The organism is Pseudomonas sp. Y39-6, from assembly GCF_023651955.1.
GTDB lineage: Bacteria > Pseudomonadota > Gammaproteobacteria > Pseudomonadales > Pseudomonadaceae > Aquipseudomonas > Aquipseudomonas veronii.
The window spans coordinates 1,489,396-1,508,354 of record NZ_CP069594.1 but is presented as its reverse complement, the minus strand read 5'-3'; the positions used below and the strand labels follow the sequence as shown (position 1 = coordinate 1,508,354).

Annotated in this window: 27 protein-coding genes; 3 read left to right on the top strand and 24 right to left on the bottom strand. The window is 60.0% G+C overall.

Translation table 11 applies throughout. The features are described from left to right. Nucleotides 1-33: 33 nt before the first annotated feature. A complete protein-coding gene (gene fpr / locus JN756_RS06760; RefSeq protein WP_017844669.1) occupies nucleotides 34-813 on the bottom strand; it encodes a ferredoxin-NADP reductase in 780 nt (259 codons plus the stop codon). A 125-nt stretch (nucleotides 814-938) separates the two neighbouring features. On the opposite strand from fpr, the gene JN756_RS06755 reads away from it, so the two are divergent. After that, a complete protein-coding gene (locus tag JN756_RS06755; RefSeq protein WP_046384505.1) occupies nucleotides 939-1,865 on the top strand; it encodes a LysR family transcriptional regulator in 927 nt (308 codons plus the stop codon). Between the two features lie 3 nt (nucleotides 1,866-1,868). On the opposite strand, the gene JN756_RS06750 is transcribed toward JN756_RS06755, so the two are convergent. The 3 genes from JN756_RS06750 to JN756_RS06740 form a co-directional block, all read right to left on the bottom strand. Beyond that, the gene (locus JN756_RS06750) at nucleotides 1,869-2,231 is read right to left on the bottom strand and encodes a diacylglycerol kinase (protein WP_017137081.1); all 363 of its coding nucleotides are present in this window, start codon (nucleotides 2,229-2,231) and stop codon (nucleotides 1,869-1,871) included. A gap of 75 nt (nucleotides 2,232-2,306) precedes the next feature. Beyond that, complete coding sequence (gene erdR, locus JN756_RS06745) at nucleotides 2,307-2,957, bottom strand: response regulator transcription factor ErdR (protein ID WP_057005803.1); 651 nt, start codon at nucleotides 2,955-2,957, stop codon at nucleotides 2,307-2,309. Nucleotides 2,958-3,209: 252 nt separating this feature from the next. Continuing rightward, nucleotides 3,210-3,929, bottom strand: a complete 720-nt coding sequence (locus JN756_RS06740; protein WP_026139758.1) for a tRNA-uridine aminocarboxypropyltransferase — start codon at nucleotides 3,927-3,929, stop codon at nucleotides 3,210-3,212. A 198-nt stretch (nucleotides 3,930-4,127) separates the two neighbouring features. Between JN756_RS06740 and JN756_RS06735 the strand changes: the two genes are divergently transcribed. Next, on the top strand, nucleotides 4,128-4,568 hold the full coding sequence (locus tag JN756_RS06735; RefSeq protein ID WP_046384507.1) for a PA3611 family quorum-sensing-regulated virulence factor: 441 nt from the start codon (nucleotides 4,128-4,130) through the stop codon (nucleotides 4,566-4,568). 380 nt (nucleotides 4,569-4,948) lie between these two features. Beyond that, complete coding sequence (locus JN756_RS06730; RefSeq protein WP_046384508.1) at nucleotides 4,949-6,061, top strand: LOG family protein; 1,113 nt, start codon at nucleotides 4,949-4,951, stop codon at nucleotides 6,059-6,061. Between the two features lie 59 nt (nucleotides 6,062-6,120). Here JN756_RS06730 and recX read toward each other — a convergent pair whose 3' ends face one another. The 20 genes from recX to JN756_RS06630 all read right to left on the bottom strand — a co-directional run bounded on the left by recX (nucleotide 6,121) and on the right by JN756_RS06630 (nucleotide 18,958). Then, nucleotides 6,121-6,588 (bottom strand): recombination regulator RecX, encoded by a 468-nt coding sequence (recX, locus tag JN756_RS06725; RefSeq protein ID WP_017844662.1) that lies wholly within the window; start codon nucleotides 6,586-6,588, stop codon nucleotides 6,121-6,123. A gap of 8 nt (nucleotides 6,589-6,596) precedes the next feature. Beyond that, nucleotides 6,597-7,655 carry a recombinase RecA gene (recA, locus tag JN756_RS06720; protein ID WP_017844661.1) on the bottom strand — a complete coding sequence of 353 codons (1,059 nt, stop codon included), beginning with the start codon at nucleotides 7,653-7,655 and terminating at the stop codon, nucleotides 6,597-6,599. 83 nt (nucleotides 7,656-7,738) lie between these two features. Then, nucleotides 7,739-8,239 carry a CinA family protein gene (locus tag JN756_RS06715; RefSeq protein ID WP_017844660.1) on the bottom strand — a complete coding sequence of 167 codons (501 nt, stop codon included), beginning with the start codon at nucleotides 8,237-8,239 and terminating at the stop codon, nucleotides 7,739-7,741. An 81-nt stretch (nucleotides 8,240-8,320) separates the two neighbouring features. Further along, the gene (locus JN756_RS06710) at nucleotides 8,321-8,821 is read right to left on the bottom strand and encodes a lysis system i-spanin subunit Rz (RefSeq protein WP_057005804.1); all 501 of its coding nucleotides are present in this window, start codon (nucleotides 8,819-8,821) and stop codon (nucleotides 8,321-8,323) included. Beyond that, complete coding sequence (locus JN756_RS06705) at nucleotides 8,809-9,366, bottom strand: glycoside hydrolase family 19 protein (protein ID WP_126589718.1); 558 nt, start codon at nucleotides 9,364-9,366, stop codon at nucleotides 8,809-8,811. The genes JN756_RS06710 and JN756_RS06705 overlap by 13 nt, the downstream gene beginning before the upstream one ends. A gap of 22 nt (nucleotides 9,367-9,388) precedes the next feature. Beyond that, a complete protein-coding gene (locus JN756_RS06700) occupies nucleotides 9,389-10,399 on the bottom strand; it encodes a contractile injection system protein, VgrG/Pvc8 family (protein WP_079442964.1) in 1,011 nt (336 codons plus the stop codon). A 12-nt stretch (nucleotides 10,400-10,411) separates the two neighbouring features. Continuing rightward, nucleotides 10,412-10,624, bottom strand: coding sequence for a tail protein X (locus JN756_RS06695; RefSeq protein WP_017844656.1), 213 nt, complete (start codon nucleotides 10,622-10,624; stop codon nucleotides 10,412-10,414). Further along, the gene (locus tag JN756_RS06690) at nucleotides 10,617-11,000 is read right to left on the bottom strand and encodes a phage tail protein (RefSeq protein WP_108525852.1); all 384 of its coding nucleotides are present in this window, start codon (nucleotides 10,998-11,000) and stop codon (nucleotides 10,617-10,619) included. Before JN756_RS06690 ends, JN756_RS06695 begins: the two co-directional genes overlap by 8 nt. Then, on the bottom strand, nucleotides 11,000-12,190 hold the full coding sequence (locus tag JN756_RS06685) for a glycine zipper domain-containing protein (RefSeq protein WP_201021947.1): 1,191 nt from the start codon (nucleotides 12,188-12,190) through the stop codon (nucleotides 11,000-11,002). Before JN756_RS06685 ends, JN756_RS06690 begins: the two co-directional genes overlap by 1 nt. A 128-nt stretch (nucleotides 12,191-12,318) precedes the next feature. After that, nucleotides 12,319-12,891: a phage tail assembly protein gene (locus tag JN756_RS06680; protein ID WP_046384528.1), complete on the bottom strand. Its 573-nt coding sequence runs from the start codon at nucleotides 12,889-12,891 to the stop codon at nucleotides 12,319-12,321. A gap of 51 nt (nucleotides 12,892-12,942) precedes the next feature. Further along, nucleotides 12,943-13,449 (bottom strand): phage major tail tube protein, encoded by a 507-nt coding sequence (locus JN756_RS06675; RefSeq protein ID WP_017844651.1) that lies wholly within the window; start codon nucleotides 13,447-13,449, stop codon nucleotides 12,943-12,945. Continuing rightward, a complete protein-coding gene (locus JN756_RS06670; protein ID WP_017844650.1) occupies nucleotides 13,449-14,615 on the bottom strand; it encodes a phage tail sheath protein in 1,167 nt (388 codons plus the stop codon). The genes JN756_RS06675 and JN756_RS06670 overlap by 1 nt, the downstream gene beginning before the upstream one ends. Nucleotides 14,616-14,617: 2 nt before the next feature. Next, a complete protein-coding gene (locus JN756_RS06665) occupies nucleotides 14,618-14,791 on the bottom strand; it encodes a hypothetical protein (protein ID WP_169796396.1) in 174 nt (57 codons plus the stop codon). A gap of 87 nt (nucleotides 14,792-14,878) precedes the next feature. Beyond that, nucleotides 14,879-15,139 (bottom strand): tail fiber assembly protein, encoded by a 261-nt coding sequence (locus JN756_RS06660; RefSeq protein WP_236255087.1) that lies wholly within the window; start codon nucleotides 15,137-15,139, stop codon nucleotides 14,879-14,881. Beyond that, nucleotides 15,140-15,757 (bottom strand): hypothetical protein, encoded by a 618-nt coding sequence (locus tag JN756_RS06655; RefSeq protein ID WP_201021946.1) that lies wholly within the window; start codon nucleotides 15,755-15,757, stop codon nucleotides 15,140-15,142. Between the two features lie 93 nt (nucleotides 15,758-15,850). Continuing rightward, on the bottom strand, nucleotides 15,851-16,381 hold the full coding sequence (locus JN756_RS06650; protein WP_201021945.1) for a hypothetical protein: 531 nt from the start codon (nucleotides 16,379-16,381) through the stop codon (nucleotides 15,851-15,853). After that, nucleotides 16,378-17,016: a phage tail protein I gene (locus tag JN756_RS06645; protein WP_046384531.1), complete on the bottom strand. Its 639-nt coding sequence runs from the start codon at nucleotides 17,014-17,016 to the stop codon at nucleotides 16,378-16,380. Before JN756_RS06645 ends, JN756_RS06650 begins: the two co-directional genes overlap by 4 nt. Then, entirely contained in the window at nucleotides 17,013-18,008 is a 996-nt protein-coding gene (locus JN756_RS06640) for a baseplate J/gp47 family protein (RefSeq protein ID WP_201021944.1), read from the bottom strand. Before JN756_RS06640 ends, JN756_RS06645 begins: the two co-directional genes overlap by 4 nt. Beyond that, nucleotides 18,005-18,337, bottom strand: coding sequence for a phage baseplate protein (locus JN756_RS06635; protein WP_017844644.1), 333 nt, complete (start codon nucleotides 18,335-18,337; stop codon nucleotides 18,005-18,007). The genes JN756_RS06640 and JN756_RS06635 overlap by 4 nt, the downstream gene beginning before the upstream one ends. Nucleotides 18,338-18,346: 9 nt before the next feature. Then, on the bottom strand, nucleotides 18,347-18,958 hold the full coding sequence (locus tag JN756_RS06630) for a phage baseplate assembly protein V (protein ID WP_046484891.1): 612 nt from the start codon (nucleotides 18,956-18,958) through the stop codon (nucleotides 18,347-18,349). Nucleotide 18,959: the final 1 nt, after the last annotated feature.

Genomic DNA, 18,959 nt, shown 5'->3' with positions numbered 1-18,959 from the left:
AGCAAGCCCCCTCCCACATTTTTTTGACCGCGTTTACTTCTCGACGAAGGCGCGTTCGATCAGGTAGTCACCCGGCTCACGCATGCGTGGCGAAACTTTCAGGCCGAAGCTGTTCAACACTTCGCTGGTCTCGTCCAACATGCTTGGGCTGCCGCACAGCATGGCGCGGTCGTCCTGGGGGTTGATCGGTGGCAGGCCGATATCGCGGAACAGCTTGCCACTGCGCATCAGGTCGGTCAGACGGCCTTGGTTTTCGAACGGTTCGCGGGTCACGGTGGGGTAGTAGATCAACTTTTCACGCAGGGCTTCGCCGAAGAACTCATTCTGCGGCAGGTGCTTGGTGATGAATTCGCGGTAGGCGACTTCGTTGACGTAACGCACGCCGTGGCACAGGATCACTTTTTCGAAACGCTCGTAGGTTTCCGGGTCCTGGATCACGCTCATAAATGGCGCAAGGCCGGTACCGGTGCTGAGCAGGTACAGGTGTTTACCCGGCTTCAAATCGTCAAGCACCAGGGTGCCTGTCGGTTTTTTGCTGATGATGATCTCGTCGCCTTCCTTCAGATGCTGCAACTGGGAAGTCAGCGGGCCATCAGGCACCTTGATGCTGAAGAACTCCAGATGCTCTTCCCAGTTCGGGCTGGCAATCGAATAAGCGCGCATGAGCGGGCGGCCGTTGGGTTGTTGCAGGCCGATCATCACGAACTGACCGTTCTCGAAGCGCAAGCCCGGATCGCGGGTGCACTTGAAGCTGAACAGAGTGTCGTTCCAGTGATGAACACTGAGGACACGCTCGTGGTTCATGTTGCTCATGTACGGGGGACTCCTGGAGATGGGTCTGCGCCAAAATGATAAGTGCGCAATTGCACAGCATTCTAATGGCGGCGACAATATCTGTTAACTGGATTATTAAGATAAGGGTTATCGGTTATATCGATATGCGATTTACTCTCCGTCAGCTGCAAGTCTTCGTCGCCGTCGCCCAGCAGGAAAGCGTCTCACGCGCTGCTGGCCTTCTGGCCTTATCTCAATCCGCCGCCAGCACCTCAATCACCGAGCTGGAGCGTCAATCCAGCTGCCAGTTATTCGACCGGGCGGGTAAACGCCTGAGCCTCAACGCCCTCGGCCGTCAGTTGTTGCCCCAGGCGGTAGCCCTGCTGGACCAGGCCAAGGAGATCGAAGACCTGCTCAACGGCAAGTCTGGCTTCGGTTCACTGGCCGTCGGCGCCACGCTGACCATCGGCAATTACCTGGCCACGCTGCTGATCGGCAGCTTCATGCAGCAGCACCCCGAGAGCCAGGTGAAGCTGCACGTGCAGAACACTGCACATATCGTGCACCAGGTTGCGCATTATGAAATTGACTTGGGTCTAATCGAAGGCGACTGCAGCCACCCGGATATCGAAGTGCAGACCTGGGTGGAAGATGAGCTGGTGGTATTTTGCGCGCCTCAGCATCACCTGGCCCAGCGCGGTGTCGCCAGCATGGAAGAATTGACCCACGAAGCGTGGATCCTGCGCGAACAGGGCTCGGGCACGCGCCTGACCTTTGATCAGGCCATGCGCCATCATCGCAGCGCGCTGAACATTCGCCTCGAGCTGGAACACACCGAGGCGATCAAGCGTGCGGTGGAGTCGGGGCTGGGGATTGGCTGCATTTCCCGGCTGGCGCTGCGCGATGCTTTCCGCCGCGGCAGCCTGGTGCCGGTAGAAACCCCGGACCTGGACCTGGCCCGGCAGTTCTACTTCATCTGGCACAAGCAGAAGTACCAGACCTCGGCGATGCGCGAGTTTCTCGAGCTGTGCCGCGCCTTCACCGCCGGGGTTCAGCGCAGCGACGAAATCGTGCTGCCGAACATTGCCTGAGGCTTAGATCAGGATCACGGCCCACACCAGGGTGATCATGGTCAGTGCCACGAATTGCGCGGCGCTGCCCATGTCCTTGGCGTTTTTCGACAGTGGGTGACGGTCCAGGGAAATGCGGTCGATGGCCGCTTCCACGGCCGAGTTGAGCAACTCGACGATCAACGCAAGCAGGCACACCGCGATCAACAGCGCCCGTTCGACGCGGCTGACATGCAGGAAAAAACTCAGCGGGATCAGGATGACGTTCAGCAACACCAACTGACGGAAGGCCGCCTCACCGGTGAAGGCTGCGCGCAGGCCATCCAGGGAATAGCCCCCTGCGTTAAAGATACGTTTGATACCGGTTTGACCCTTGAAAGGCGACATAGATGTAGGCAACTGAACCAAAGAAGTGGGAAAACTAGATCACGCAAAGTCAAAAAAGCGTGAATCGACAATAGCTTAATGCTGCGAAATTGACTCAAGTTGTTGCAAGAGCAACGCCGCCTGGGTTCGCGTTCGCACCCCCAGCTTGCGAAAGATCGCGGTGACGTGGGCCTTGATGGTCGCTTCCGACACGCTTAACTCGTAAGCGATCTGCTTGTTCAACAAGCCTTCGCAGACCATGGTGAGCACCCGGAACTGCTGGGGCGTCAAGCTGGCCAGGCCATCGCGGGCAGCCTTGGCTTCGTCGGACACGTTGATCTCTTCAAACGCTTGCGGCGGCCAGGACACATCGCCCTCCAGCACCGCGCGCACGGCTTTCTGGATCTTTTCCATGGAGCTCGATTTGGGAATGAAACCGCTGGCGCCAAACTCCTTGGAGCGCACCACCACATCGGCTTCTTCCTGAGCCGAGACCATCACCACGGGAATCTGCGGGTATTGCCCGCGCAACAGCACCAGCCCCGAAAACCCATAGGCGCCAGGCATGTTCAGGTCGAGCAGCACCAGGTCCCAGTCGGATTTTTCGGTGAGGCGGGTTTCCAGCTCGGCAATGCTGGCCACTTCAACCAGACGGACATCGGGGCCCAAGCCCAGCGTTACTGCCTGATGCAGCGCACTGCGAAACAGCGGGTGGTCATCAGCTATCAGGATTTCGTATGTGGCCATTGATTAAATGATCCTGTTTTTTATGGCAGCCCTGATGGGTTCAGGGTTCGCCAATACACAAGGTAACGGCCAGGCAGCCATCACCACAGGGCATGCTCAACGTCAAAAGCACCTGAAACGACGTTGGAAATTCACGGTTGCGCCCTGATCGGCGCCCAGCATGCCCAGCGTAGCCTGGGTGGTCAAGCACTACGCCAATGGGCAGTTTAGCGGTTGTCGGATTTACGGTGCCATCATGCAAACGTCGTCTGGTTATACCGCCGGGATGTAGGGCGCTAGACGAGTATGGACGATATCCGTCGAGTCCAGCGGCAACTGGAACTTGGCGGCCAGATAATGGGTGCTGAACACGTCGAGGTAAGCGTCCAGTACTTCGCTGGCCGCGCCGTCGTCGGCCAGCTCCAGGCACAGCGCGGCGACTTCGGCGGTGCAAAAATGATCATCCCGCTTGGAACGACGCAGTTTGTAGCGCGACAGCTGCTCGGGGGCCAGGCTGAGGACCGGCAAATGCTCCAAATAGGGACTTTTGCGGAACATCTTGCGCGCTTCGCTCCACGTGCCGTCCAGCAGGATAAACAGCGGGCGCTTGCCCTCCCCCACCTTGACCTCACTGACAACCCGTTCCGGCGCGACGAATTCGCCGGGGAACACGATGTAGGGTTGCCACTGCGGATCAGCCAGCAAAGTGAGCAGCCCGGGGTCGACCTCGGTGCGTGACCAGGCGAACGCGCTGGTGTCGTCAATCACATCGGCGATCAGCCAGCCGGTGTTGCTGGGCTTCATCGGTTCGACGTCGTGCATCAACAGGCACATCGCAGACCGGGCCTGGACCTTGGGCCGCCAGGCACACAAGCAATACGCGGGGATCACCCGGCAGCCGGGGCAGCGCTCGGCACGCGAACCCCGATTGACGAAAGGCCTGATGGCGCGCGCCAGGCGCTGGGTACGCAGACGAGAGACGGCGTGGCTCATCGGATGCGCCGCACGGAAAGGAAAATCGACACTGGGGGAACTCGAGGAAGGCTTAAGTGGCCGCAGTTTACCAGAGCCACACGCACTTCCCAGCAATACGCCTGGCTGTACCGGCCAGGGCTCACCTATAATTGCGCGCCACTGAACGCACAGCCCAGTGGCTGGTCTATGCACCAGTAACCGAATCAGGAGAGTTTCATGCTGCGTTCCATGCTGCGTCTTGTCGCCCCATCCGTCGCCCTCGCGCTGGTCTTGCCTGTTGGCGCCCAGGCGGCCTCGCTGCTGGAGGCCCAAATGAACAAGAAGCTGCAAAGCGTCGCGGCTGAAAGCAACAAAGACCTGCCCCGGGAAATCGATGAAAAAACCCTGGAAGTCGCCTACACCGTTGAAGGCATGCAGTTGATCGATCACCTCAGCGTGCTGCCCGATCGTGCCGAACAGATGCGTGCCAACCCCAAGGCGGTGTATTTCCAGCTCGGACAAAGCGTGTGCCTGAACCACGGCTACCGCGAGCTGATGGCCAAGGGCGCGGTGATGCGCTACGAGATCACCGAAAACAAGACCAACCGCCCGGTGGCTTCGGTGAAATTCGTCGAAGCAGACTGCCCGGCACCGACTGCGGCGAAGAAGAAAAAGTAACTCGCGCATGCCCCGCCGCGCGCTGCTGTCCAGTGGCGCGCAATTCCCTCGTTTGTGTTTGCCGCCGAACGCTGCACGCGGTGACGTGAGACCAATAAGCGGTTGCCAGCCAAGGGTTTTTCGGCCCATGATCGTCTCATTCCCACAACCCGCTCAGCCCAGTTCCCATGCTGTTCTGTAACATTTTCAGGGCAAAACAGAGTTGTCCTCCTGCCATGTGCAGTGCAAAGGTTTTTAAATCACAAGGAACATACAGAGTCGCGCTTTGCCGCTTGGCGAACACTGTGCAATGCCATGGGCATGCAGCGACACATGCAGTGTCGTGGCCACGGACGAACATTTCGCCGCCCGCCCAGGCTCTGTGAAGAAGGAGAAGTTGAATGCCTTACGAACCGAATGACCGCCTGCTCCAGCATTTTGAAGCAAACGGGGTCGACCTCACGCAGCAGGTCGAAGCTCAACTCCAGTTGATCGCACCCAACAGCCCGAATATCCCCCTTTATCGCGACATGATCCTCACCGCGCTACGCATGGCACAGGACGACCGCAGCCGCTGGAACGCCAAAATCACCTTGCAAGCCATCCGCGAACTGGACCACGCCTTCCGCGTGCTGGAACAGTTCAAGGGGCGGCGCAAAGTGACGGTGTTCGGCTCGGCGCGCACGCCGGTGGAAAGCCCGCTCTATGCCCTGGCCCGGGAAGTGGGCGCGGCACTGGCGCGCTCCGATCTGATGGTGATCACCGGCGGCGGCGGCGGGATCATGGCCGCCGCCCACGAAGGTGCCGGCCTGGAGCACAGCCTGGGCTTCAACATTACCCTGCCGTTCGAACAGCATGCCAACCCGACCATCGACGGCACCGAGAACCTGCTGTCGTTCCACTTCTTCTTTACGCGCAAGCTGTTCTTCGTCAAGGAGGCCGATGCGCTGGTGTTGTGCCCCGGCGGTTTCGGCACCCTGGATGAAGCGCTTGAAGTACTGACGCTGATCCAGACCGGCAAGAGCCCACTGGTGCCGGTGGTGTTACTCGATGCGCCAGGTGGCGGTTTCTGGCAAGGCGCCCTGGACTTTATCCGCAGCCAGTTGGAAGCCAATCGCTATGTGCTGCCTACCGACCTGAAGCTGATGCGCCTGGTGTACAGCGCTGAAGCTGCGGTAGACGAGATCAACCAGTTTTATGCCAACTTCCACTCTACCCGCTGGCTGAAGCGTGAGTTTGTGATACGCATGAATCATCCGCTCAGTGAGCGGGCGCTGGCTCAGGTGCAAAAAGAGTTCGCCAGCCTGCGACTGAGTGGAGACTTTCAGCAGCTCGCCTACACCGGAGAAGAGCACGATGAGCCGCAGTTCAGTCATCTGACGCGACTGGTGTTCAACTTCAACGGGCGTGATCAGGGCCGGTTGCGGGAGTTGGTGGACTACATCAACTTGCCGGAGAACTGGGCGCAGGCTCAGGGCAAGACACAACAACGGGTGGCGCCGGAGCCGGCGTGATTTTTGAGCAAAAAAAAGGCCCGCTATTTTCATAGCGGGCCTTTTATTTTTTGCGTTGTTCAGTCGTCCATGTCCCGACCGCTGAACAACCGGTTGATCATTTCCATCGAAAACCCGCGATAACTCAGGAAGCGCCCTTGTTTCGCGCGTTCCCTGGCATCAATCGGAAGATGCCCAGAAAACTTGCGACGCCAGGTATCTTCCAGCTGTGACTGCCAGCTGATACCGCACTCGCGCAGGGCGAGGTCGATGTCGGCGCGTTGCAGGCCGCGCTGGCTCAGCTCTTCACGAATTCGCGCGGGGCCGTAGCCGGAGCGCGCTCGGTAGGACACAAAACTTTCGAGGTAACGGGCTTCCGACAGCAGCCCTTCTTCCGTCAACCGGTCGAGGGCAGTGTCGATCATCTCAGCGGACGCACCGCGCTGACGCAGTTTACGCGTCAGTTCGACTCGACCATGCTCGCGACGCGCGAGCAGGTCCATCGCAGTGCGCCGAACGGCGACGAGTGTATCCAGCACAACGGTCATCGTTTGCTTCAGACGTCAGTGTCGACTTCTTCCATTTCGTCAACCGGCGCACGGTTGGCTGCAGCTTTCACGTCCGGCGCGGGGGTCAGCAGCTTGTCGCGGATCTGCTTCTCAAGCGCGGCGGCGACATCCGGGTTGTCCGCCAGGAACTTAGCCGAGTTGGCCTTGCCCTGACCGATCTTGCTGCCGTTGTAGGCATACCAGGCACCGGATTTCTCGACGAAACCGTGCAGCACACCCAGGTCGATCATCTCGCCGTTCAGGTAGATACCCTTGCCGTAGAGGATCTGGAACTCAGCCTGACGGAATGGCGGGGCCACTTTGTTCTTAACGACTTTGACGCGGGTTTCGCTACCGACAACCTCGTCACCTTCCTTCACCGCGCCGGTACGGCGGATGTCCAGACGGACCGACGCGTAGAACTTCAGCGCGTTACCACCGGTGGTGGTTTCCGGGCTGCCGAACATGACGCCGATCTTCATCCGGATCTGGTTGATGAAGATCACCAGGCAGTTGGCGTTCTTGATGTTACCGGTGATTTTACGCAGCGCCTGGGACATCAGACGGGCCTGCAGGCCGACGTGCATGTCGCCCATTTCGCCTTCGATTTCAGCTTTTGGCACCAGGGCCGCCACTGAGTCGACCACGATCACGTCGATGGCGTTGGAGCGCACCAGCATGTCGGTGATTTCCAGGGCTTGCTCACCGGTGTCCGGCTGGGAAACCAGCAGGTCGTCAACATTCACGCCCAGCTTGCCGGCGTATTCAGGGTCCAGGGCGTGCTCGGCGTCGACGAACGCGCAGGTCGCGCCCATCTTTTGCGCCTGGGCAATCACCGACAGCGTCAGGGTGGTTTTACCGGAAGATTCAGGACCGTAGATTTCAACGATACGGCCTTTTGGCAGGCCGCCAATGCCGAGCGCGATGTCCAGACCCAGAGAGCCAGTGGAAATAGCCGGGATCGCCTGACGGTCGTGATCGCCCATACGCATTACGGCACCCTTGCCGAATTGACGTTCGATCTGACCCAGGGCCGCAGCCAAGGCTTTCTTCTTGTTCTCGTCCATTAAAGTCCTCACGTAATCAATAAGGCCTGACGGCCAACACCTGTATAAGTAGACAGTATTGTTCCACAAAGATCGGAGATCGCCTACCCCTGATTTTCTATTTCTGCTGCAGCTCGTCGCAACAAGCCCTCTAGCGCGGCCTTTACCGTTTGTCGGCGGACCTCATCGCGGTTGCCGGGGAAGTGCTGGCGCTCGGCCGTGACCTCGTCACCCACGCCGAACGCCAGCCATACCGTGCCCACCGGTTTTTCCGGCGAGCCGCCATCGGGCCCGGCCACGCCGCTGACCGCCACGGCAAAGCGCGCCAGGCTTTTTTCCTGGGCGCCCCTGACCATGGCCTCCACCACCTCGCGGCTGACCGCCCCCACTTTGCCGAACAGTGCCTCCGGCACATCCAGCTGCCGAGTTTTCTGCCGGTTGGAATAGGTGACATATCCCGCCTCGAACCACGCCGAACTCCCCGGTATGCGCGTGATGGCTTCGGCGATGCCGCCGCCGGTACAGGACTCGGCGGTGGTGACGTGGGCATTGAGCACCTGTAGACGTCGACCCAGTTCAGCGGCCAGTTGGGTGATTTCTTTCACGGAGGTCTCCTGGAATGAGCGGGCATTGGCCTACCCTACATGAGCCCATCGGCCATGCAAGTTGCAGCGTGCATCAAGACACTAACGCACGATGGCCCGCACATACGCCTGACAGGCGCGCAAGGCGATCACGGCGTTATCCGCGTCGTCGGTGATGGCGATAATTCGCTGAGCATGCGCCGGGTCAAGTCGGGCTCGCGGGGCTGCATGAACCACGCCGCCGGCGGCGGTGGCGGCAGGCATTGCGCAACCACTGGCGCTGTCGCTGGCGTCGAGAAGGACTGACAACCGCACATCAGCAGTGGCCAGGCGATCACGCAGAGCGGCCTGATGACGTTGTGCATCGCTCAACTCCCGAGCATGTTGTTGGTCGATGGCGCTGAGTTGTTGCTCAAGCGCCAGCCGTTTGTCGTATTCGGCCTGTTGTTGACGCAAGGCCGCCTGATTTTGCTGACTGAGCGCCTGGGCATGGGCAGTTGATTGCCGCTCCATCTGCGCACCCAATCGCCAGGCCTGCACCTGCCAAGTCAGCGCCACCAACAGGCACACACCGATCAGGCGCCAAGCCCCTAGGAAACGCATAACACCGCCTTCGCCCGTGCCCACAACTGCAGGCGGTTTTCCAAACCATTGAGCCCGCCGTTGATACGCCGGGTGATGGTGGTGAACTGGTCGTTGTCCGCCAGTTCGTTCAGGCCGTTGCTTTGCCAGAACCAGGCAGCCGACTCCGCGGCCCATTGGGGCTGCTCCAACAATTCCGGTTGCAGCAATAAACGATCGTCGCCAAACAGCGCCTGGCTGCATGCCAGGTAATTTCGACGCCCGGTAATCTGAATCAGCCCCCTGCCCCGGTACTTCTGGCCGTCGCCATCCGCTTCGGCGGTGTTACCCAGGCGAACGGCCAGGGTACCGGTGTCGTATTTGCTCAGGTATTGATCGCTGCCCAGTTCGCGGACGTAGTGCAACTCGCCGGATTCATGGCCGATCTGGGCGAGGCAGGCGGCGAGGCGTTTCGGATTGTCGATCGCGTAGCGAGCGAATGCCGCATTTAACGGGGATAGAAAAGTGCCCGCGCTGAGGCGGGCGCCCGGCATGATGTAAAGAAGCTGGGGCAGTGTTATCAGCATGGTGCCTACTCCGTAAAAGGTACTACGCCGACAACCCGCCGGCCGTGACCGAACTGCGATAGCCCGTCACCGGATCGCCGACATGCGTCACCTTGGTAATCGACCAGCGCCCCTGCATGTAGGAAGGCCAGGTGTCATCCAACAGCAACAGCCCTTCGGCCGATAACAGCGGGTTCCCCGGACAATCGATCTGCAGCTTGAGGTCTTCACGGCCCACGCGGCGCAATTCACCCTCAGCCACCGCCCGCGCCTCGGCTTCGTTCTGGCAGCGCTGACGCAAGGTCTTGAAGGGCGCAACCCCGACCTGAACCACCCGCTGCTTGCCCGCGGCGGCATCCCACCAGGTGACGCGGCTGCCCTGGTATTTGGCGCGCGAGGTTTCGTCGAGCTTGGCGGTGATGAATGCTTGATCGCCGGGGCGATTGTCCTCGGTGACCGACAGTGTCACGTCCGGCAGTTGCTGGCCGGAGAGTGACTTGACCTGCCCGGCCTCGGCGAGCACGTACAGTTCGTTGATCGGTTTGGTGACGGCGCCATAACGTTTGGCAAGGCGGGTGATGAACGCCATGTCGCTTTCATTGGATTGGTCGATGTGGGCAATCGCAATGCCCTCCAACGCCGGTGCCACCCGCGGCGAATAGCCGTGGCGGCTGACCAGTTGGCGAAACAGCGCGCCCAGGGTGATCGGTCCATAACTGGCGGATCGACGCTGGCGGTAACCACTGGCATCGCCCGCGCTGAAGGGCGCCGCGGTGGCGACGATCAGCAAGCGCATGGGAAACAGCACCGGCGTGCGCTGGGTAATGACAAATTCGCCTTTTTCCACCAAGCCGGACTCTTGATAACCGACACGCAAACCGATCTTGCCACTCAGACTGGGCAGGCCCTCCAGGCCCTCGATGTTGAGCGTCAGTTCAAGGCGGTCGGACTCAAGGCCCGCCGCGTCGGTATGGCTCCAGTGCATCAGACGTTGATTGAGCAGCGCCGCGTTGGCGCCATAGAACTCCACAATGGGCGTAAATCCCTGAGCCATGTAGCCTCCTTCTTAATCCCACGCCGAAACGAGGCGCAACGCCGCCGGCCGCGAAGCCATTTCGGGCACGATCACCCACACGCCAGCCGGCAGCACCGGGCCGTATTCAGCAAGCGTGGGGTTCAAGCGCCAGAGGGTTTCTTCCGCGGCGTCATCGCAACGCCCCAGCTCGCGGTAGAGCAGCAGGTTGACCGAATCACCGGCAATACTTCGCACTCTACGCATTGATGAATTCCTCCAATTCAAGGCTCCAGGTCATGAGCATGGCGGTACCGTCATCGATCACGTTGCTTTGGGTTTCCATCACCGAATTGATCCGCCACAGGCCCCAGTTGCGGCCAATGCCATCCACCAGAGGCAGCGGCACGCGTTGATTTTGCAGGGCGCGCAACTCGTCCAGGCGTTGCATGCCCACGCCGTACATCGCCGTGCCGCTGAAGGTGAGTTTTTCCAGCTTCTGGCCGTTCTGCCGCGACTGCGGTTTGCTCGCGATAATCGTCAGGTCAGCCCAGCCGCCGTCGCTGTTACGGGTCAGCGAGGAATAGGCAAACCCACGGGCGAGCCCAAAAATGAAATCGCCCAGCACCATCTGTTGTCGCATCAATCACCTCCTGGATCGGCCAGTGCCGCATTGCGCCGAACCCCGAGGGTGTCGGAGAGCATCGGCAGGCATTGGAATTGCAGAGCCTGGATCACCTGATTGACCACCTGCTGGGCATCGGCGGGGTTGACGCCGGTGATCTGGATGCTGGGGGCCAGGGTGACTTGCACATTGTCCGTGCATGCGCTGTTGAGTTCCTTGCTGACGGCATTGGGTGCGGGCAGGCGGTCAGCGGGGCTGAACAGTTTGTCCCCAAGCCAAGCGCCCGCTTCGCTGCCGAGCAAGCCGCCGATTGCGCCGCCTACAGCCGTGCCGATGCCAGGCAAAACCAGAGTGCCGATGGCCGCGCCGGCAGAGGCGCCGGCCCAGGCACCACCGGCCGTAGACAGGCCGGTGGTGACTGCTTTTGCGTCGCCATCGCGTATGCCCTGGATCACATTGATGGCGGTGTCGGCATACTTCAACGGGCCGAGGCCACGGGGGACGGGCAACTCCCGCCACCGCGTCGACTTGGCGGTTTTTTTCGCGGAAGTCTTTTTCCCGCCAGAACGCTCATAGCCAGGCGGCAAGATGATGCTCGGGGTAACGGCGCCACGAAGAGACTCGCCGCTGCAGCAGCAGTCCTTGTCCTTGTCCTTGCCTTTGTCTTTGTCTTTGTCTTTGTCTTTGTCGTCTTTAAGCCACTTGCCGGCTTTGGGAAACTTTTGCGCCAGTGCATCAATGGCCTTGCCCGAGACCCTGCTCTTGGCCGTATCCCACAAACTCGAGCCCACATCCTTGGCAATGGTCTTCGCCGCATCGGCCCCGAACTGCAGGCTTTTGTCGACCCAGGAGTCGGCGGCCGGCGGCGGCTCCTTGGGTTGACTGTTCTGCGCCTGCGAGGCGCTATCGACCGTCCTGAGCGCCAGTGAATCACTGGTAATGAATAATGTGCTGTTGAGCGTTTCCAACGTCTCGCGCAACCGCACTTGCTCAAGGGTCAAGGCGTTGATATCCAGGCTCACCGTGACCAGCGCCAGGCCGAGTTCCGACGATGGCTGCGGTTCGGCATCCAGGCTGGAAGGCCCGACAAAACTATCAGGAAGGGGGGTCAGCACACTGTTGAGTGTCGCCTCGTTGGACAGGGCCGCAAAGGTCATCCAGCGCTTGTCTTCTTCGGCGAGCCTGATCTCGTATTGAGTCTCTTGCATCCCGCTCTACTCCTGTTTGACGCCAAGGCGAGTGATCGCGATGTCGTAGCGGCGCAGTGCTTTTCCGGCGTCCCAGTCGAGGATTTCCGCTTCATTGACCGAGTAAATCAGCGGCACCACGTCGAGGATTACTTCGATGTCGCGCTCCGAAAGAAGTCCGCCGGTTTGTTTAAAAAATCATCGATGCGCTCCTGCAATTCCGTCCAGTCAGGCACGGTCAGGCCAGCCAGGTCGGGGATCATCAGGCCGGTGCAGTGGGCGGTGATGAACTCGGCGCGCTCTTTGTTGGTGGCGAGTTTTTTCATCACTTTGGTCGCGCGCAGGGCGGGCATTTCCAGGGGCAACTCGGTCCAGGTGCGGCCGGCCGCGTCGAGGGGCAACAGCAGGTGGACGGGCTGGTCGTGGGTCGCAGCTTCGGGCGCTTGCAGGAAGAATGACGCCGGGCGCGTCGACATCTCATGTACGTATTGGGCGATGCTCACGTAGTCCGGGCGCTTGAGTTGGTCGAGCTCTTTTTCCGACAGGCCGGTGGCGAGTTTCGCCAGTTCGAAGAACTGGTCGTCCTCGTCATCACCGGCCCGGGCCAGCGCGTCTTTTTGCGCGGCGTAGTACAGCGGTTTGAGTTGCACCTGCTCGATCGTCGCGCCGGTGTCGGCGGTGATCGGGGCCAGCAGGAGGTGCAGCGGTGGCATCCAGGCCATGGGGCAATTCCTTGGTCGAGTATGGGGGCGAGCGAGCCCGCCCCCGAGGGGTTACGGCATCAACACCGCGCGGCGGGCGTCGCCCAGAATATCGACGCCGTTGAGGACGAACTTCTGGGTACGCACGTCGATGTCGATCACCGAAATGCCGTTTTCCAGGCGGTTATAGGTGCGGCAGGACAGCTCCAGCGTGGTGGTGGCCTTCTCGCCCATCTTCAGCTTTGCCTCCTCCAGGGATTTGAGCTTGCCGCCCACGGTGTGGTAGGTGAAGTAGGTCTTGCCGTCCTGGTCCTGGCCGGCTTCACGCACGTTCAGCAGAATGTCGTCCCCCATCCGCACGCCCAAGGCCAGCATGATTTCCGGGCCGGCGCCTTGCAGGATCAGCTTGGCGTTGAGCACTTTGCCGCTCTTGGCCATTTCCTCGGCAATGAAGCGCCCGCCGGACATGGACTCCATGTCGAACTCGATCTTCGGCGGGGTGAACTCTTCCACGGTCGCGGACAGCGGCAGGCCTTGGAGGGTGGCCGCAATGGCCTGTCTGACTCGGTTGGTAAACATTAGAGAACGTCCTCCAGGAACTGCTCGATGATTTCATCGCGGGCGTTGAGTTGATAAATCATGTGTTCATTGGGCGCATAGCGGCCGTAGTCGATAACGATGAACCAGGTGCCGTTCTTGTACTTCTCGACACTGTTCAACTCCGGGTGCAGGTACACACTGCCGCCGGGGATGGTTTCGTCGGCGACCAGGGTTTGCAGCCAATCGTTGATGCGCTTGACCTCCTGGTCCATGAAGGACTTGGTGAGGTTCTTGGCCATGGCCTTCTGGCCGGCCTTGACCAGCTTGCGGCTGATGGCGTCTTCCAGGCCGACGTAGCTGATGAACTTGCCGGTGATGGAGCGGTTACCCAGCAGCGAAAAACCGCCGAGGATGGTGCGGGCGTAGTAGCTCACGCCGTAGCGGTTGAGCAGGTCGCCTTCGGTGGACGTGTCGAGAATGTTGTACTCGACCACGCGGGAAACGTCCTCGGCGAAGGTCACCTGATTACCCGGGCTTTCCCACTGCTTGACCTTGGCCAGTGCAGCGATGGCCAGGGACGACGGCGAAAGAAACACATTCTTCTTCGCGGCCTTGGAGTACACCGACGGCATGTTGTGTACCAGCAGGCAGCGGTCGAAACCGAGATCGGCACCGCCCAGTTCGCCGCTGTAGGTCACCTGATCGGCAACAGAGGCGTCCTTGCCATCCAGCACCACACGGGCCTTGATGCGCTTGCCGAAGGCGGCGAACTCGCTCGCCACGGCCTTGGTGCCGGTGAAGCCTGGGGCGCCGATGATGGTCAGGTCTTCCGGCACACTGCTCAGGGCCGCCAGGCCAAGTTTGCGCCCGGTGACCGGTTCGTTACCGCCGATCACATGGTTGATCGTGTCAGCCGGGGTTGCGCCCTCCTCCACGATCACCACGTAGACCGGTACCTTGACCACTTTGAGGATCTGGTACACCGCCTGAAACAGCGTGCCCGCCTCACTGCCGGTAGGGTCCAGCAGCGCCTGGGTGGTGAAGCTGTTGATGCGGAACGGGGCATTTTTCGGGATCGACGCGTGGGCATTCGGCGCGGTGCCGACCAGGCCGATCACGTTATCCCCCAGGCCACCCATGGCCTCGGGGGACTCAGTTGCGTTCACAGTGATGCCGTTGTGCTCGAAGTTCAAAACCTCAGCCATGATTATTCAGCCTTCTTGGGGGTGGTATTGAGGACGCTGGTCAGTTCCAAGCGGCCAGCGGTGCGCAGGGCGGATGCTTCGACGTCCAGCAGTTCCAGTTCCTGGCCGGCGGTGGACCAATGGCCGGCGCCGATGGGGAATGGGATGAGGACGGTGTAGGTTTGGCGAGTGGGCATGTGTTGAATTCTCCGGGTGGAAAACACCAAAGCCCCTGCGGGAGGGGCTTTGGGGAGACGAAAAAAAACCGCTTTCGCGGTTGTATATCACTTCAGGAAGGTCGGCCTTTCGGGCCATACCACGGCGAACGGATCACCAACGTCTTGCGGAACATCCCTCAAAAGTCTCCGGTAAGCCGCAACCTGAACACGCTGACTGTCGTCAAGGGGACTGTCCTGAACTTGAGTATGATCTGTGTCGCGCAACAGTTGATCACGACGAACGCGAATACTTGACCACTCCAATAGTTCCAAGCCTTCCTTGCTGAGGATAAGAGATGGAACGGTATCTACAGAGGATTCATTCATTTAAAAAACCACCGTCGACGAGAGAGAGAGCTTAGATTTAATATCACCCAACTTAATTGCGCGATACCGGCCAACCTGCATAGTATCAAGCCGCAAAGATGTGACATAGACATTGGGGATTTTTATACGACATACAGCATTGCCAGCCGCATCCGCGTAAATAGCGGGTTCAAACTTCCCAAAACACGACTGATTGATAACTGCACGCTGTGGAGAGTAAACGTAGCCTGCGAATGTTTCGTCCAGTACCAAAGAGCTACCGTAACTATAACCGCGAATATTCAGCCAAAACATCTGATCATCTGAGTTAATGGAAAATGGCAATTTGAAGTGGACGTATACATTCATTGAGGATCCAAGATCCGTTGCGTCCATCCCGCCCGTCGCCCCGACGTCATAAGGCGCTCCAGTTCCCCAAATAAGCCCCTGAAAAACACTCATCAACAACGTCCCAGGCTCACCAACACCTCCAACAACATCCTTAAGCGCACGAAATTGGTCAAATTCTGCACGAGCCTGATCCATTCGTACGTCGATAGCGCCAATTTTTCCATTCACAGCACTTGTCAGGTTATTGGAGGCCTGAACCAAGTTGGCTATTTGCGTTTCCGTACTCAAAATAGTATCTCCTTTACTTTGCCATTTCAGGCCACCCAGCAACCATATATAAACGATAGCTAAAGAGACCAAACAAACTGTTAATATTTAAAGCTATTTTTTCTCCACTTGCATGATGCGAAAGAGCACTCCAAGATGACGAGCCATATTATCAATATTCGCCGCAGCAACAGCCGCTAATTCATCGGCGATGAGGATATTAAGATTCTCAGTACCTACCACCACTGTCACGCTTTGTGCCGGCAACGGCGAAACATCCAACGTGAACTTCTGCAGCACCCGAGCCGCCGCCGCTTTATACGTCAGCAACTTCCCAGCTACCGAATACACCGCCAACAACGTCCCACTGGCGAGGTAAAAACCGAACTCACCAATCTCATACTCGCCATCGCCATCGAACAGCGCGGCCATCCTGAGTTGGCGCTCGCCCAAGTCCTCGTAATCCACAATCGCCACCCGCTGGCGCTCGTCACGCAAGGCCACTTCCGTGCCGTCTGGGTTGTAGCGGCCGGTGCCGGCGCCGATGTGGGTGATTTCGCCTTTCAAGCCCTGGTTCTTTGCCTGCAGCACTTCATCCAAACCCTTGGAGGTGAAGCGCACCAGGCGCGTAATGTCATCTGTCATGGCTGCGCCCTGAGGTCGTAGTCGTTAATGGTGTAGTGCCGGGCAACGCCAGCACTGTTAAGTCGAGCGCCCAAGGCAAGTTCGGGTAACGCGCCTTGCAGGCTTAACTCGCTGTCGTTAAACGGGGCGTGGACAATCGCGGTCAGGCCAAGGCGTGCTTGTGTCTGGTGAACCACGGTAATCGTCGCCTGGTCGCGCTCGCTCTTTGCGGCGTTGATACGGCGGATCAATCGGTTATGGTCACCGCTGGACCAACTGCGCCCGATGATCGCCTGCACATCGAAGGTGTAAGGCACGCCCTGCGGCCGCTGTTGATACCAGGCGCTGATGTTGGGGCTGAAACCCAGCGACTCCACCGCATAGCTCAAAGCCTTGGGCGTGCCGGCCTGGCGCTGGATCTGCCAGGACAAGCCCACGGTGAGGCGCTTTTCCGTTTCGCTGGCATCCGCGTCCCATTCGCTGACGCCTCGGTCGGCGGCCAGGTAAGGAAGGAATTCGGAGGGTGTTTGCAGCGGGTTCATCAAGGCCGGAAACGGCGGCATGATCCGCTCGAGCAACCTGCCAAACCCCAGGTCCAACGCTTTTTCCAGCGGTGAGCTATTGGCGGGCAACAGACTCGGTTTGGGCTCACTCATAGCGTGCGTACCTCCACCTCGACACCCGTGCAATACGGCGCCTGGAACGCCGAGCAGACAATCGGTGCCAGCGGTTCAAGGATTTGCAGCTGCGCCGCTCCGGCGCTGTGGATGGCGTAGTCGATCCAGCTCGGGTCGACGCGCCCTTCCAGGCGGTGACAGGATTCGGCGTAGGTTTGCAGCAAGCGTTGCGCGGCCACTTGGGTCAGGCCCGAGTCCGGGCCGGCGTTGATCTTGGCCACCACGCGAATCTTGTAGCGTTGGATCTGCGCACTTTGGACAGTGACGAGATCAGTTTCCGGCCGTACATCGGGGCGTGCGAAATGTCTGCGCACGCCGTCAAGCAAATCGGCGGAAGCGCTTCCATCGCCGTCCCTGGACAGCACCGTCACCATCACCTCACCGGGGGCGGTGCGTCGGCCGCTGCCATCCTTGACCTGAGCCGCATAACCATCCGGGTCGAAGGTGTAGGTGACCTTGACCACACCCGGTGTAGCGCTTTCTACATTGACCGCAGGTCGTTCGCCGAGGGTGAACACCTCGCGGCGATACTGCATGCGAGAACCCGCCGCCGGCGCGTGGGGCGCCAAGTAATAGCGCAAGCGTGCGTCGTCGTCGCTTTCCAATGTCGGCGGCACCGGCGGGAAGGCCGCCGGGTCGCCGGGGTCCAGCACCTGGCGCTCCAGGCCCATATCGGCCAGGCGCGCGTCGAGGTTACTGCCGGTGGCCCACCACGCCAGCATCTGCTTGATGCGTGCGTTGTACTGGCGTTCGTGGGTTTGCAGACGCACGCAAAACGCTTCCAGGGCCAGGCTCAGCAGTTCGCTTTCGTTATCGAGGCTGACCTTGAGTTTGGCGGCACTTTGTGGCGCGCGGGCGGCGACGTAGTCGATGACGAACGCCTTGAATTGCGCCAGCAACGGCTCGAACGCGTCGACGGCAATGATGGCCGGCTCCGCCAGTTGGTTCTGGCCAGGGATCAGCATGCTCATGTCATGACCTCGAAGGATTGTTGGCGGTTTTTCCACGTGCCGGCAAACCGCAGCAACAGACCGGCGCCCTGGCGACTGGCGACGATGACCTGGGGTTGAAAGTCGGCGATGCCGTTCTCGACGTTGTAGAACGCTTTGGCGGCGTGGCTTTGGGCGAGGATCAAGAGGTCGTCGCCGAGGTTCTGCCCGAGCAGTTGGGGGATCAGCGAGCCGTACAACGGGCGCTTCTGGCGAGTGCCCACGGGGGTGGTCAGCGCTCGGGTGGCACGCTGTACGAATTGCAGCCAGTCATCGACCGCTGCCCCGGTATTCCTATCGATTCCGATCATGGCAAATCCTTATGCGGTGCTGATCACGCGGCCTTGGTGATCCACCAGCGGGCCGCTCAAATGCACGCCGCCGGCATCCAGCAGCACACCGACGGCGCCGAGTTGCAAGGTGATGTGCTTGGCGCTGATCTGCAGCGTGGCAGCGCCGACCTTCGCCTCGACCTGTTCGCGGGAACCGCTGAACACGGTGGGCCCGTTGGTCCAGTTGAATGTGTGGCTGGCGTCGTCATAGTCACTTTGCGTTCCGTCCTGGTGGCGGCGCCGGGTCAACGATGCAACGCTGGAGACCGGCGGAAACAGGCTACTGTTGAGGCCGAAAAGCGCTACCGACTGCGCAGCGCCTTCCCCACCGCCATAGTTGAGCAACAAACATTGCTCGCCCACTGACGGGATGCGCGTTTCGGTCTGCGCCCCCGCGCTGGGGTTGAAAAAACCAATCGCCGGGGTCAGCAAGTCGCCGTGGCTGACGATGCAGGTATTGCTGGCGGCGTCGACCTGCTGGCATATGCCGATCCGACAAAAGCTTTCAGCGCGTCGGTACAGGTCTTCGAGCTGGGCCTCCATTTCCGCCAGGCGCTCGACGATCGGTCCCAGTTGCATGCGTAACAAAGCATCGAACATG